13 protein-coding genes are annotated in these 14144 nt (G+C 45.1%); 6 read left to right on the top strand and 7 right to left on the bottom strand.

Features of this window, described 5'->3' with window-relative positions; translation table 11 throughout:
• Positions 1–12: 12 nt before the first annotated feature.
• Positions 13–609 (bottom strand): MarC family protein, encoded by a 597-nt coding sequence (locus FDF36_RS07865; protein WP_005775732.1) that lies wholly within the window; start codon positions 607–609, stop codon positions 13–15.
• 115 nt (positions 610–724) lie between these two features.
• Here FDF36_RS07865 and FDF36_RS07860 point away from each other — a divergent pair, with 115 nt between their 5' ends.
• Positions 725–1468 (top strand): Crp/Fnr family transcriptional regulator, encoded by a 744-nt coding sequence (locus FDF36_RS07860; protein WP_220390962.1) that lies wholly within the window; start codon positions 725–727, stop codon positions 1466–1468.
• 22 nt (positions 1469–1490) lie between these two features.
• On the opposite strand, the gene FDF36_RS07855 is transcribed toward FDF36_RS07860, so the two are convergent.
• The 5 genes from FDF36_RS07855 to FDF36_RS07835 all read right to left on the bottom strand — a co-directional run bounded on the left by FDF36_RS07855 (position 1491) and on the right by FDF36_RS07835 (position 6402).
• A complete protein-coding gene (locus FDF36_RS07855) occupies positions 1491–1934 on the bottom strand; it encodes an STN domain-containing protein (RefSeq protein WP_220390961.1) in 444 nt (147 codons plus the stop codon).
• 190 nt (positions 1935–2124) lie between these two features.
• Positions 2125–3231: a FecR family protein gene (locus FDF36_RS07850; RefSeq protein WP_220390960.1), complete on the bottom strand. Its 1107-nt coding sequence runs from the start codon at positions 3229–3231 to the stop codon at positions 2125–2127.
• A 109-nt stretch (positions 3232–3340) separates the two neighbouring features.
• Positions 3341–3925, bottom strand: coding sequence for an RNA polymerase sigma factor (locus FDF36_RS07845; protein WP_005810078.1), 585 nt, complete (start codon positions 3923–3925; stop codon positions 3341–3343).
• A gap of 25 nt (positions 3926–3950) precedes the next feature.
• Positions 3951–5186 carry a PLP-dependent transferase gene (locus FDF36_RS07840; protein ID WP_220390959.1) on the bottom strand — a complete coding sequence of 412 codons (1236 nt, stop codon included), beginning with the start codon at positions 5184–5186 and terminating at the stop codon, positions 3951–3953.
• 31 nt (positions 5187–5217) lie between these two features.
• Positions 5218–6402, bottom strand: coding sequence for a MalY/PatB family protein (locus FDF36_RS07835; RefSeq protein ID WP_122130479.1), 1185 nt, complete (start codon positions 6400–6402; stop codon positions 5218–5220).
• Between the two features lie 170 nt (positions 6403–6572).
• Between FDF36_RS07835 and FDF36_RS07830 the strand changes: the two genes are divergently transcribed.
• The 5 genes from FDF36_RS07830 to FDF36_RS07810 all read left to right on the top strand — a co-directional run bounded on the left by FDF36_RS07830 (position 6573) and on the right by FDF36_RS07810 (position 13217).
• Positions 6573–7358 carry a Cof-type HAD-IIB family hydrolase gene (locus FDF36_RS07830; RefSeq protein ID WP_220390958.1) on the top strand — a complete coding sequence of 262 codons (786 nt, stop codon included), beginning with the start codon at positions 6573–6575 and terminating at the stop codon, positions 7356–7358.
• 1 nt (position 7359) lies between these two features.
• The gene (locus FDF36_RS07825; protein ID WP_005775724.1) at positions 7360–9360 is read left to right on the top strand and encodes an AAA family ATPase; all 2001 of its coding nucleotides are present in this window, start codon (positions 7360–7362) and stop codon (positions 9358–9360) included.
• Positions 9361–9589: 229 nt separating this feature from the next.
• Positions 9590–12103: an AsmA family protein gene (locus FDF36_RS07820; protein ID WP_220390957.1), complete on the top strand. Its 2514-nt coding sequence runs from the start codon at positions 9590–9592 to the stop codon at positions 12101–12103.
• Positions 12104–12112: 9 nt separating this feature from the next.
• Positions 12113–12727, top strand: a complete 615-nt coding sequence (locus FDF36_RS07815; RefSeq protein WP_005775721.1) for an L-threonylcarbamoyladenylate synthase — start codon at positions 12113–12115, stop codon at positions 12725–12727.
• 64 nt (positions 12728–12791) lie between these two features.
• A complete protein-coding gene (locus FDF36_RS07810) occupies positions 12792–13217 on the top strand; it encodes a DUF6565 domain-containing protein (RefSeq protein ID WP_005775720.1) in 426 nt (141 codons plus the stop codon).
• Between the two features lie 99 nt (positions 13218–13316).
• On the opposite strand, the gene nagB is transcribed toward FDF36_RS07810, so the two are convergent.
• Positions 13317–14129 carry a glucosamine-6-phosphate deaminase gene (gene nagB / locus FDF36_RS07805; RefSeq protein ID WP_005775719.1) on the bottom strand — a complete coding sequence of 271 codons (813 nt, stop codon included), beginning with the start codon at positions 14127–14129 and terminating at the stop codon, positions 13317–13319.
• Positions 14130–14144 lie beyond the last annotated feature (15 nt).

The raw sequence follows: 14144 nt of genomic DNA, 5'->3' as shown, positions 1-14144 counted from the left end.
CGAGAATACCGATTACTTCTGTAATGCAGCAATCAATAATGTAATATTAGCGGTAAATAATCTAACAGAAATAGCCAACAGAATAATACCAAAGAATTTACGAATAATATAGATGCCTCCCTTGCCCAAAAAACGTTCCACACGTCCTGTCATACTGACAACGAAATACACCCACAACATATTCAGAATCAAAGCGATCACAATATTGATACTGGCATATTCGGCCCGTAAAGAAAGCAATGTAGTAAATGCACCGGCACCTGCCAGCAGAGGGAATACCAAAGGTACAAGCGTAGCCTCTTTTATCGGTCCCTGGTTCTTGAAGATTTCCACATCCAGAATCATCTCCAAAGACATCAGGAAAATAACAAACGCACCCGCCACGGCAAAGGATTCAATATCAACATGAAACAGTTTCAACATAAAGTCACCGGCATAAAAAAAGCCAATCATTAATGCAAACGAAATAACGGTTGCTTTCGTAGCATTCACATCTTTTCCCTTCTCCTTCAGATTGATGATAATAGGAATAGAACCAATAATATCAATCACAGCAAAAAGCACGATAAACGCGCTAACCATCTGTTGAAAATTAAAGTTTGCAAACATGACATCCTCCTTTTTCCTGCAAATATACTTCATTTTTATGCATCTCGCAAGAGATTGTTTTAGGTAATCACTACCATCTTTAAGAAATAATAAAAAAAACAAAAAGAAGAAGAAGATGGTTTCAGCCAACCCCTATTATCGTTACATTTGCTTTCAAATTAGAAGATTACGATATATGGAAACCATGTTCGACACCTTGTTACAACTCCCCCTGTTTCAGGGACTTTGTCATGAGGATTTTACAAATATATTAGAAAAAGTAAAACTTCATTTCACCCGTCATAAGACAGGAGAACCGTTGATAAAAAGCGGTGAAGTATGTGACCAGTTACTTTTTTTGCTAAAAGGCAAGCTCTCTTCCGTCACCGTATCGGAAGACGAGACACTGACTGTCATAGAGTATTTCGAAGCTCCTGCCGTATTGGAACCTTACTCCATGTTTGGAATGAACACCCGGTATATATCTACCTATATTTCTCATAATGAAGAAGCACAAATGGTAAGTATCAGCAAATCATTCGTCATGGGTGAACTGTTCAAATACGATATTTTCCGCCTCAATTATATGAATATCGTCAGCAACCGTGCACAGAACCTTTACACTCGTTTGTGGGATAAAGCTCCCAAGGACATTGAAGATAAAATAATCCGTTTTATATTGGGGCATATCGAAAGAATGACAGGCGAAAAACTGTTTAAAGTGAAAATGGATGATTTGGCACGCATGCTGGATGATACTCGCCTGAACGTATCAAAAGCTCTCAACGGATTGCAGGAATTAAATCTGCTGGAACTCCACCGGAAAGAAATCCGCATACCCGATTTAGCACTCCTGACAGAGTGGAACGAAAAACGATAAAGAGTCGGTGCCAATCCCTCTTTCAGTCGTTTGGTCCCACCTTTGTCATTATCCTCACACTATCCTTGCGAACAGTTGCTCTACAGGCATTGTGCTCCAATAAACGATAAACCACGATTTGCCTGTCGAGTCTCTGAAAAACGAGTCCCGATCCTTCTAAAACCTTCTCCATCACTCTTTGGATAGGTTCTTCTGAAACACAAATACTTATTTCCTTATGAATCTCAGTGTCTATATCGCAAGCCCACGCAAAGACAAAATCACTCTTTTGCTCGATTTCATCAAAAACCCGGATAATCGGTACACGTTTCAGATTAAAAGAAAATTTCCAGTCCGGCATCTTACCATCCTCTGATGATAAAACTGCTCCATTACAGCACATAATGAAAATAAAGCCAAACAATACTCTATATTTTATTCTCTGTTTATCAATGTTTTCAGTTCTTACTATACGTTCTCTTTTCATGCTTTGTTCCAGTTGTTATAATACTAAATTCAGGCCATTGCATCCCTTCCCGGAGGGCATAACCATGCTTCCCGGCTCTGATATGTAGTCGTGTGTGTAAGTTAGAGGAAGGATATCACTCTATCCTTTTCGTGGGGGTTGTGTGTGTGCGTGTCATAGTGTTCAGTGTCATTCCATAGGCTCTACCATTTTATGGGTTCTCAGATATAAAAATAGTCCGCTCTTCTTTCCTGTAATCAGTAGAATACAGTAATGATATAGTCGTCAATACATTATCAATATTATCGGATAAATAGATCTTTCCCGAACATCTCTTACCGGTCAGTTGCTTCTTATCACCGAAGTTAAACGATAGATTATAATATCGTCCTATCCGATTCAGTACATCCACCATATTGGCATCATCCAATTCCAGATAACCTTCCTTCCAGCAAGTATATCTGGAGGCACTAACTTTTCTTTTTTCACATTGCTTCCCATCATAGAACACTTTTTCGTTTGCTTTCATGCGTATCTCAGGACCGGACTCCGGACGAAATCCGACTATACCTTCCACAAGTACGCACGAAGGAAACGCCTCATCTTCATAAGCTGATACATTAAAGCGGGTACCATATACCTGCACATCGAAATGTGCCGTATGCACTATGAAGGGTTTCTTCCTATCTGCGGCTACTTCGGCATACATTTCGCCTTTCAGGCTCACTTCCCTCTTCTCTCCCGAGAAATGGGTAGGAAACTTAAGAACAGAACCGGAATTCAACCAGATTTCTGTTCCATCTTCCAGTTTCACCTTCGACCGTTTACCGTAAGGAACCACCAACTCATTGACCTCATTCTGTTCCATCCTGATCTTTTCTTGTCCGCTGTTGGGATGGTAGACCATAGCCGATCCATCCTTAGTTAAGAGCAGGTGTACATTCTGCCGAAACGAAGTTATACTATCGCCACTTACCAAACGGATATCTTCTGATTTCAAAGGTTGCCAGACAATCTCCGCTTTTTGTTCAGTAACAGGCGTTACCGGTTCCACCCTCTCATAACGATTCAAATAAGAAATGATTCCTAATGCAATAACGATGCACACGGATATACCATAATAGGCGCCCCTCCTGATGGTCCGTTTTCGCCGCAACATGCGCAGAGAAGCATGGATCCGCTGACGAAGACGCTCATGATCATCTTTCGAGAGGCGCTCCCTATTCATCCGAACGCTCTTGAATTTTAACCACTGGAAGAATTTCTCTTCATCTTTCAAAGGATCAATATGTCTGCTATCCCGCTTCGTTTTTTCCATTCAGAATAGGTGCTTAAAGAGTTTAATAACACTATTGTCTGCATAGAACACGAACGGGCACAGGTTTCATACCCACTTTTCCCGAATAAAATTTAAATTGGTGCCTTATTTAACCAACATTAATAGAAAGTAAGAGATAGAAGAGCACTAACGTATTATTGTGCTTCAGTTTAAGTAAGGTCCGATAGAGCAGTTTACGACAAGCAGGAACACTGATTTGCATGATCTCCGCAATTTCCTCATAGGAACATTCCTGCATGTAGCGTAAATAAATAATCTCGCGTTGGCGTTCGGTCAGCACACTCAGAATTTCATCGACTTTCTGTGACACTTCCGCCTGTTCTTCCGCCGCGATCATTTCATCCTCCACGGTGATTTTGATTCTGTATGGAAGTTCATCGGTAATCTCACCGGTAAGAACCTCCGAATAGTTCCGTTTAAGTTTATAGGTGTCAATCAATTGGTTTCGCAGGGCACGCAACAAGTAAAATTTAGGATTCTGTATCTCCTGAACATCCTTCTCACGAATACATACCCTGCAAAACACGTCATGAATGGCATCCATCGCTGCCTGTTTATCAAACCCGAATCCTAAAGCATACGAAAACAAGTCGTCGACATAGTCCTTATACAGACTATCAACCGTATGTTTCGTTCTCTCTTTTTCTTCCAGGTTTTCTTTTTTTGGCAGCATTGTATAAAGTTTGTAAATGATAAATTTAGCTTTTCAGAGCCTGTATGATATCTTCCAGCAGGTCATCAGCCCGTTCCAGCCCTACCGAAAGGCGAATGGTTTTCTGACTGATGTCCATATCCCGGCGCTGCTTCTCGGTAAACGAACCGTAGATTGTGCTTGCCGGATGGATAGCTAACGTTTTATTATCAAATAAGTTCGTGGCCCTACGTATGATTCTCAACCGATTTATGAAACGAAAACATATTTCACGCGATGGAAGGTCGAACGTCAACATCGCGCCCGGAAGAGAACCAAACTGCCGGGTACTTAATTCATAAAACGGATTGGTCTCCAAGCCGGTATAATTCACCGACTCAACCTCCGGCAGTTCTTGCAAACACCGTGCCAGTTTCAAACATGTTTCCGCCTGCCGGGCAAACCGGACTTCCATTGTTTCAAGCCCGAGTGTCTGCATATAAGCTACCTGGGGAGTCATGTATGCTCCGAGATTACGATGAATCTCCCTACGGAGTTTGGCGGTAAAAGCCTCCTTCCCAGTCTCTGTACTCAAAGCTTCCAACTTACCGGAATGGCCCCAATCAAAGGTGCCATAGTCAATTATCAGTCCTCCAATGCAGGTAGCTCCTCCCGAAATATATTTCGTACTGGACACAATCTCAATATCGACTCCGAAATCCGCGGCACGAAACACATGGAAAGGAACCGCCGTTGTATCTGCCAGCAATGGTACTCCGGCGCTATGGACAATACCGGCAAGGGCTTTCAAATCGACCACTTCCAGCTGCGGATTGGTAATAACCTCCAGAAAAAGCGCACAAGTATTTTCATCGATCTGCCTCTCCACTTCTTCAAGACATGTCAGGTCACAGAAACGTACTTCTACCCCAAAAGCTCCTAAAGTACTTTTCAGGAATGAATAGGTATTGCCGAATAAATGCGCCGAAGTCACGATATTAGCTCCTGTACTTGCCAAAGTGATCAGAGCATTGCTGATGGCAGCCATTCCGGAATTCAATGCCGTCACGCTCAACGCACCGGTCACAGCCTGTATGCGTTGCTCGAAGTACTGCACTGTAGGGTTTGTAATTCGTGAATAAGCATGTCCGGCTGTCCGTCCACAGAAAGCAGCTTCCATCTCTTCAGCAGTTTCAAATTCATAAGCAGCAGTATGATATACCGGCATGGAAAGAGAATGATATGCATCCTCTTTCTCAAAAGGAGTATGCAGTATTTGTGTCTCGAAACTATTTTTTTTCATCCTGAAAGTCTTTTTATATAAATTCCACAAATTATGCTATTGTGTCATGCTTCTTCCCGTATGCCTGCTTTATCTGATCCAGTGCCTGCTTCAGCACACTTCGCGGACAAGCCACGTTAAGACGCATAAATCCTTCTCCCTCTTTGCCAAACATTGCACCATCGTTCAGTGCCAGATGTGCATCATCAACAAAGAAACTTACTAATTCTTTCTGCGACAGTCCCAGTTCGCGACAGTCCAGGAAAATCAAGTAAGAAGCCTGGGGACGAATCATCCGTATTACGGGGATATTCGCTTTCAGATATTCGTCCGTAAAATCAATATTTCCCTGAATGTATTCCAACACCTGATCCAACCACTCCGTTCCATTACTATAAGCAGCGGCCACTCCAAGATAAGCAAACAAATGTCCTTCACTGAACTCACTGGCCTCCATATACGCCTGGAAACGACGACGAATGTCTTCATCCTCTATAATACAGTACGAACTGGCAAGTCCCGGCATGTTGAAAGCTTTACTGGGCGACATAAACACGAGTGAATTCCGACGGGCTTTCTCCGATACCAACGCAAAAGTGGGATGCGTATATCCGGGCAATGTCAGGTCGGCATGGATTTCGTCCGAAATGACCAAAACCTGATTCTCATAACAGATTTCCGCAATCTCAGCCAACTCTTCCCGGGTCCATACACGTCCTCCCGGATTATGCGGATTACTAAGGATCAGTATTTTGCATCCTTTCACATCGGTACGGAAACGTTCGAAATCGATCTGATACTGTCCATCTTCCAAGACCAACGGACTATAGACCACTTCCCGATGATTATGTTCCGTTACCAGAAAAAACGGATGGTAGACAGGAGGCATCACCATCACCCGATCGCCCGGAACAGTGAAACATTGCAAAGCAAAAGCCAGTCCACGCACAATTCCCGGAGTAAATGTCAGCATCTCCCGGGTAATATTCCACCCATGGCGTTCTTTCTGCCAGTTGATAATGGATGTATACCAGGCTTCGCAGGCAAAAGTATATCCCAACACTTCATGATCCAACCGGCGACGGATGGCTTCTATCACAAAAGGTGGAGTACGGAAATCCATGTCGGCCACCCACATCGGAAGCAGGTCATTTCGTCCCCAACGTTCCGGCACTGCGTCATACTTCACCGAGTCTGTCCCCCGGCGTTCTATCACTTCATCAAAGTTATATTTCATAAGGGTTCTCTTTTTAAGTTCAGCCTGCAAATGTACAATTCATCTGTTTCATAATGAAACCAAATGAGCTATTTTAGCAGACAGCAGTTAAAATTTACCATCATTGTGGTATTCAGTTACTCTATATCAGGCTTTTTCAGTACATTTGTGCTCCATTAAAGAAAAGACGTATGATAAAAGCCCTGTTTTTTGATATAGACGGGACGTTGGTTAGTTTCAACACGCACGAAATTCCTTCGTCTGCCCTCTCGGCCATAACCGAAGCCAAAGCTAAAGGAATTAAGATTTTCATTGCTACCGGACGTCCGAAAGCGATTATTAACAACCTGTCGGCTCTCCAGAAACAAAGTTTGATAGACGGTTACATCACCATGAACGGAGGATACTGCTTTGTAGGAGATGAAGTGATTTACAAACATTCCATCCCGGCAGAAGATGTCAAGACACTTGCTGCCCTTTCGGACGAGAAAGGTTTTCCCTGCATCTTTGTCGCCGAACATACCGTAGCCGTCTGCAACCCCAACGAACTGGTAAACCAAATTTTCCACGAGTTCCTGCATGTAGACATCCTGCCCGTCCAGACTACTGCCGAAGCTACCCAAACCGAGATCTTCCAGATGACCCCGTTCATCACCACCGAAAACGAAAAAAACATATTGCCTTTACTCCCGCACTGCGAGTCCGGACGTTGGTTTCCGGCATTCACAGATGTTGTGGCAAAAGGTATCCGTAAGCAAAAAGGGATAGACGAAATCATCCGCCATTTCGGCATCCGCCTGGAAGAGACAATGGCATTCGGTGACGGAGGCAACGACATCAGCATGCTGCGCCATGCAGCCATTGGAGTGGCCATGGGCAACGCAAACGACGAAGTCAAAGAGGCAGCCGATTATGTGACTGCATCGGTGGACGAAGACGGCATACAAAAAGCATTAAAACATTTCGGTATCATCTGACGTGGAATTTACTATAGACACCGGCAATAAAGAATTTCAGGATGCACTGAACCTGATTCAGTACACCCGGCAATCGGTTTTCCTCACCGGAAAAGCGGGGACGGGTAAATCAACTTTCCTGAAGTATATCTGCAAGAACACCAAGAAAAAGCATATCGTACTGGCCCCCACCGGCATCGCCGCCATTAATGCCGGTGGCAGTACTTTACACAGTTTCTTCAAGCTCCCCTTCCATCCATTGCTGCCCGACGACCCCAACCTAAGCCTGCAACGAGGACGTATCCACGAATTCTTCAAGTATACCAAGCCCCATCGGAAACTGTTGGAACAGGTAGAGTTGGTCATTATCGACGAGATATCGATGGTGCGGGCAGATATGATTGATGCCGTAGACCGTATCCTGCGAGTATACAGCCGCAACCTGCGTGACCCATTCGGCGGGAAACAGGTTTTACTGGTGGGCGATGTATTCCAGCTGGAACCGGTGATCAAAGGAGATGAACGAGAAATCATCAACCGTTTCTATCCCACTCCTTACTTTTTTTCGGCACGGGTTTTCAACGAAATAGAGTTGGTATCCATCGAATTGCAAAAGGTATACCGGCAGTCGGACGCGGTTTTTGTCAGCGTACTCGATCACATTCGCAGCGGAGCTGCCGGAGCCGCAGACCTTCAGTTGCTCAATACCCGCTATGGCGCTCCCATCGATGCCTCGGAAGAGGATATGTACATCACCCTTGCCACCCGTCGCGATACGGTGGAAACCATCAATGACCGACGACTTGCCGAACTCCCCGGAGATCCGGTAGTATTCGAAGGCGAAATCAACGGAGATTTTCCCGAAAGCAGCCTGCCGACATCCAAGGACCTGACTTTGAAACCCGGAGCACAAATCATCTTTATCAAGAACGATTTTGAACGCCGCTGGGTGAACGGGACCATCGGTGTAGTAAGCGGAATCGATAACGACGGTATCATCTATGTCATCACCGATGACGGTAAAGAGTGCGATGTCCACCGTGAATCGTGGCGAAACATTCGCTATAAGTACAATGAAGAAAAAAAAGAGATCGAAGAAGAAGAATTAGGCACCTTCACTCAATATCCCATTCGGCTGGCATGGGCCATCACCGTACACAAAAGCCAGGGATTGACCTTCAGTCGCGTAGTTATCGACTTCACCGGTGGAGTGTTCGCCGGAGGACAAGCATACGTAGCTCTCAGCCGTTGCACCTCGCTCGAGGGCATTCAATTAAAAAAGCCTGTCAGCCGTGCCGACATCTTTGTCCGTCCCGAAATCGTAAGTTTTTCCGGAAGATTCAACAACCGGCAAGCTATCGACAAAGCTCTGAAACAGGCACAAGCCGATGTGCAATATGCCGCAGCTGCCCGTGCTTTCGATAAAGGAGATTTCGAAGCGTGTCTTGAACAGTTCTTCTTGGCCATCCACTCCCGTTATGACATAGAGAAGCCTACCGCCCGAAGACTGATCCGCCGGAAACTGGGTGTCATCAACCTGTTGCGTGAACAGAAAAGGAAGTTACAGGAACAAATGGCCGCACAGCAAAAAAGTCTGCAAAAGTACGCACGGGAATATCTGCTGATGGGCAACGAATGCATCACCCAGGCACATGATACCCGGGCTGCACTGGCCAATTACGACAAAGCAATCGAACTATATCCCGAATACACCGATGCATGGATACGGAAAGGAATCACACTTTTCAACGAGAAAGAGTTCTTTGATGCCGAGAGTTGCCTGAACCGGGCAGTCAGTCTTCGTCCGACAGATTTCAAGGCACTCTACAACCGGGGCAAACTCCGTCTGAAAACAGAGAATACGGAAGGCGCCTTGGCCGATCTTGACAAAGCAACCACCTTGAAACCGGAACATCCAGGTGCACACGAACTTTTTGGAGATGCACTGCTGAAGGTGGGGAAAGAGACAGAAGCGGCCATACAATGGCGAATCGCAGAGGAATTACGAAAAAAGAAGAAATAAGATAAGTTCATTTCTTCAATGGTCTTGAAGTCGATTCACCACAGAGTAACACGGAACTTCACAGAGTTTTAATCTTTTATTATAGGTACTTAAAATTTCTGTGAGACTCCGTGTTACTCTGTGGTGAGCTTAACTTGCTCCTATCCAAACATAATCCATCATCACCTTGGACTTCTCGTCTTTTATTATTAACTTTGTTACCACTATCAACCTAACAACCAGTGCAATTATGAAAAAAGGACTCAAAATTACAACAATCGTCATCGGTGTCATCCTGATACTGATGTTTCTCCTTCCTTTTGCCTTCCGTGGCAAAATTGAAGGTATCGTAAAAGCCGAAGGAAACAAAATGCTGAACGCCCGGTTCGATTTCAGCAGCCTCGACATCAGTCTGTTCCGTAATTTCCCGAAAGCTTCCGTTACCCTAAACGATTTTTGGCTGAAAGGAACAGGAGCGTTTGAAAACGACACGCTGGTGAAAGCCGGTGAAGTTACTGCCGCCATTAACCTGTTTTCGCTCTTCGGAGACAGCGGATACGATGTTTCCAAAGTATCTGTCACAGATACCTGGCTACATGCCATCGTACTTCCTGACGGCAAAGCCAACTGGGATATCATGAAACCCGATTCAGCCACCGTCAGCGAGACATCGGAGAGCAGCGAATCTTCTCCCTTCCGGGTTAAACTTCAGCGCTTTGTTATCAAGAACATGAATGTGGTGTATGACGACCGGCAGTCCGCCATGTATGCCGACATACACAATTTCAATGCGCTTTGCTCGGGCGACCTGGGCAGCGACCAGACTTTGCTCAATTTAGAAGCAGAGACCGAAGCCCTGACTTATAAGATGAATGGTATTCCCTTCCTCTCACAAGCCAACATCTATGCCAAAATGGACGTGGACGCTGACCTCGTACATCACAAATTCACACTGAAAAAGAATGAATTTCGCCTCAACGCCATTAAGGCAGGCATCGACGGATGGGTAGAACTGAAAGATCCTGCCATCGACATGGACCTGAAGCTCAATACCAGCGAAGTGGGCTTTAAGGAAATTCTGTCCCTGATACCAGCCATCTACTCCAAAGAATTCAAGAATCTGAAAACAGACGGAACCGCTACCCTCGAAGCCACGGCAAAAGGAGTATTGCAAGGTGATACCGTCCCCCGGTTCGATGTGCAATTATCAGTAAAGAATGCCATGTTCCGTTATCCGTCCCTGCCGGCAGGAGTCGACCAGATCAACATTGACGCACAAGTACGTAACCCGGGAGGTAATATCGACCTGACAGAAATCAACATTCGTCCTTTCAGCTTCCGTCTGGCAAACAACCCGTTTAGCCTGACTGCCGATATAAAGACACCGGTCAGCGATCCGGACTTTACAGCCGAAGCAAAGGGAGTGCTTAATTTAGGAATGATCAAGCAAGTATACCCGTTGGACGACATGGAACTGAATGGCACCATTCGTGCAGATATGAAGATGGGCGGACGCCTTTCGTACATCGAAAAAGAGCAATATGACCGTTTCTCCGCATCGGGTACCATCGCCCTTAGCGACATGAAACTAAAAATGAAAGAGATACCTGATGTAGAAATCAGACAATCCCTGTTCACTTTCACTCCGAAATATCTGCAACTCAGCGAGACCACAGTAGCTATTGGCAAGAACGACCTTACTACCGACAGCCGATTTGAAAATTACATGGGTTATGCTCTGAAAGGCACTACATTGAAAGGTACCTTGAATGTCCGGTCGAACCATCTCAATCTGAACGACTTTATGACAGTCTCAACCGACAGTACCACCCAAACGGCACAGGCAGCTTCGCCCGATGAAGCAGCCAGCCTGATAGAGGTTCCACGCAATATCGATTTCCAGATGGATGCCAACCTGAAAGAGGTATTGTTCGACAAGATGGCCTTTACGAATATGAATGGAAAACTGGTTGTAAAAGACGGAAAAGTGGATATGAAAAACCTGTCGATGAACACCATGGGAGGCAAGGCTATTATGAACGGATATTATTCTACCGCCGACTTAAAAAAACCGGAGATGAATGCGGGGTTCCGCCTGGAGGGACTCAGCTTTGCACAAGCCTACAAAGAATTGAATATGGTACAGCAAATGGCTCCTATTTTCGAGAATCTGAAAGGAAACTTCTCCGGCAACATGCATGTGCAGACTTTGCTCGACAACCGGATGGAGCCCGTCATGGATACGATGCAAGGCAATGGCAGCCTTTCGACCAAAGACCTTAGCCTCAGCGGTGTAAAGGTTATCGACCAGATAGCCGATGCCGTGAAGAAGCCTGAACTCAAAGATATGAAAGTGAAGGACATGACGCTGGACTTCACCATCAAAGAGGGAAGGGTGTCTACCGAACCGTTCGACATTAAGTTAGGAGACTATGTGATGAACCTTTCAGGAAGTACGGGACTTGACCAGAGCATCGACTACTCGGGAAAAATCAAGCTGCCGGCATCAGCGGGTGATATTGCCAAACTGACTACACTCGACCTGAAAATAGGGGGCACTTTCTCTTCGCCCAAAGTTTCACTGGATACGAAAAGCATGACCAACCAGGCAGTGGAAGCAGTCACAGATAAGGCAATAAGCGAAATAGGGAAAAAACTGGGACTGGATTCGGCAACTACGGCCAATAAAGATTCCGTGAAGGAAAAAGTAAAGGAAAAAGCCGTAGAAAAAGCACTTGATTTCTTAAAAAAGAAGATTAAATAACGAACAATTATGATACTCAAACTTTACGAGAAAAACAATAATCCCCAGGACCTGCAACGGATTGTAGACCTGCTGAATGACGGGGGACTGATTATCTATCCCACGGATACCATGTATGCCATCGGTTGCCACGGCCTGAAGGAACGTGCCATCGAGCGCATCTGCCGGATTAAGGAAATAGACCCAAAGAAAAACAATCTCTCTATCATCTGCTACGACCTGAGCAGTATCAGCGAATATGCCAAGGTAGACAATAACATCTTCAAACTGATGAAACGCAACCTGCCCGGTCCCTTCACCTTTATTCTGAACGGAACGAACCGGTTACCTAAAATCTTCCGTAACCGGAAGGAAGTGGGCATCCGTATGCCGGACAACCACATCATCCGGGAGATCGCGCGTCTGCTGGATGCTCCGATCATGACCACTACCCTGCCTCATGACGAACACGAAGACATAGAGTATATCACTGACCCGGAACTGATAGACGAGAAGTTCGGTGACCAGGTAGATCTTGTGATCGACGGAGGAATCGGCGGAATCGAACCTTCGACCATCGTAAACTGTACTGACGGAGAGGTAACCATCGTCCGGCAAGGCAAAGGGGAACTGGAAGAAGCCTGACCCCAGCAAACAATTTTCAAATACACGGTGTTAATATATAAAACCTAAACAATAGTATTTGATTATGAAGAAAGTATTATTCCTTGCATTAGTACTGGCCATTGCCACCGCATGCAGCCAAACAAAGGAGTCGTATCTGGACGGCTTCAAGCTTTTTGTCGAAAGCGTACAGAAAAACGCCCAGGACTATACAAAAGCCGACTGGGAAAAAGCTGACGAGCAATTTACGAAGCTAAAAGACAGTTATAACAAATTCAGTGAGCAAATGACCTCGAACGAAAAGGACGAGATAGTAAAACTGGAATCCACTTATGCCGCCCTGAAGCTGAAGAAAATAGGCAATGACTTGAAAGAGGGTGCCAAAGACGCTTTTGAGAAAGCCAAAGACACAGCGAAGGATGCAGCAAAAGATGTGAAAGAAGGTACCCAAAAAGCTGTGAAGAAAGGCGAGAAAGCAATGGAAGGGATCAAAGACGGTCTGAAAGATTAGTCCCGCCCAACCGGACTTTATGTATCAGACCGATAAAAAGAAGAGGATAGGCCGAAAAAACGATTGACCTATCCTCTTCTTTATTTTTATGCTTATGTATTACTTCAGCAACGATTGCGGATCGAGATGATCTGCTTCGATATCCTTGAAATAACGGTAAGTACCTACTTTCAGTTCGGCAGTAGCAGCATCGTCACAAACGATGATACCTTTCTCGTGCATCTGTAACGCACTGATAGTCCACATCTGAGTAATAGCACCTTCTACGGCATGATACAATGCACGTGCTTTGTTGTGACCGTTTACGATAATCATCACCTCACGGGCAGAAAGCACAGTACCTACTCCGACTGTCAACGAAGTTTTGGGAACCTTGTTGATATCATTATCGAAGAAGCGGGAGTTAGCGATAATCGTATCCGTAGTCAGTGTCTTCTGACGAGTGCGAGAACTCAGTGAAGAACCCGGCTCGTTGAAAGCGATATGACCGTCGGGACCGATACCTCCCATAAACAGGTCGATACCACCATACGATTTGATCTTCTCTTCATAACGTGCACATTCAGCATCCAGATCGGCAGCATTCCCATTCAGAATGTTCGTGTTCTCCGGTTTGATGTCGATATGGCTGAAGAAGTTGTTCCACATAAAAGAATAGTAGCTTTCCGGATGTTCCTTCGGCAGTCCCACATATTCGTCCATGTTGAAAGTAACAACATTCTGGAACGATACGATTCCTTTTTTATTCAGGTCGATCAGTGCCTTATACATACCCAGAGGAGATGATCCGGTGGGGCAACCCAATACGAAAGGTTTTTCCGGAGTAGGATTGGCAGCTTTGATCTTAGCAGCAACATAATGTGCTGCCCATTGAGAAACGGACTGATAGTCCGGCTGAATGATTAGTCTCATGTTCGATTGTTTTTA

It is taken from the genome of Bacteroides fragilis, from assembly GCF_019583405.1.
Lineage (GTDB): Bacteria > Bacteroidota > Bacteroidia > Bacteroidales > Bacteroidaceae > Bacteroides > Bacteroides fragilis_B.
This window is presented reverse-complemented; position numbering and strand designations above follow the sequence as displayed.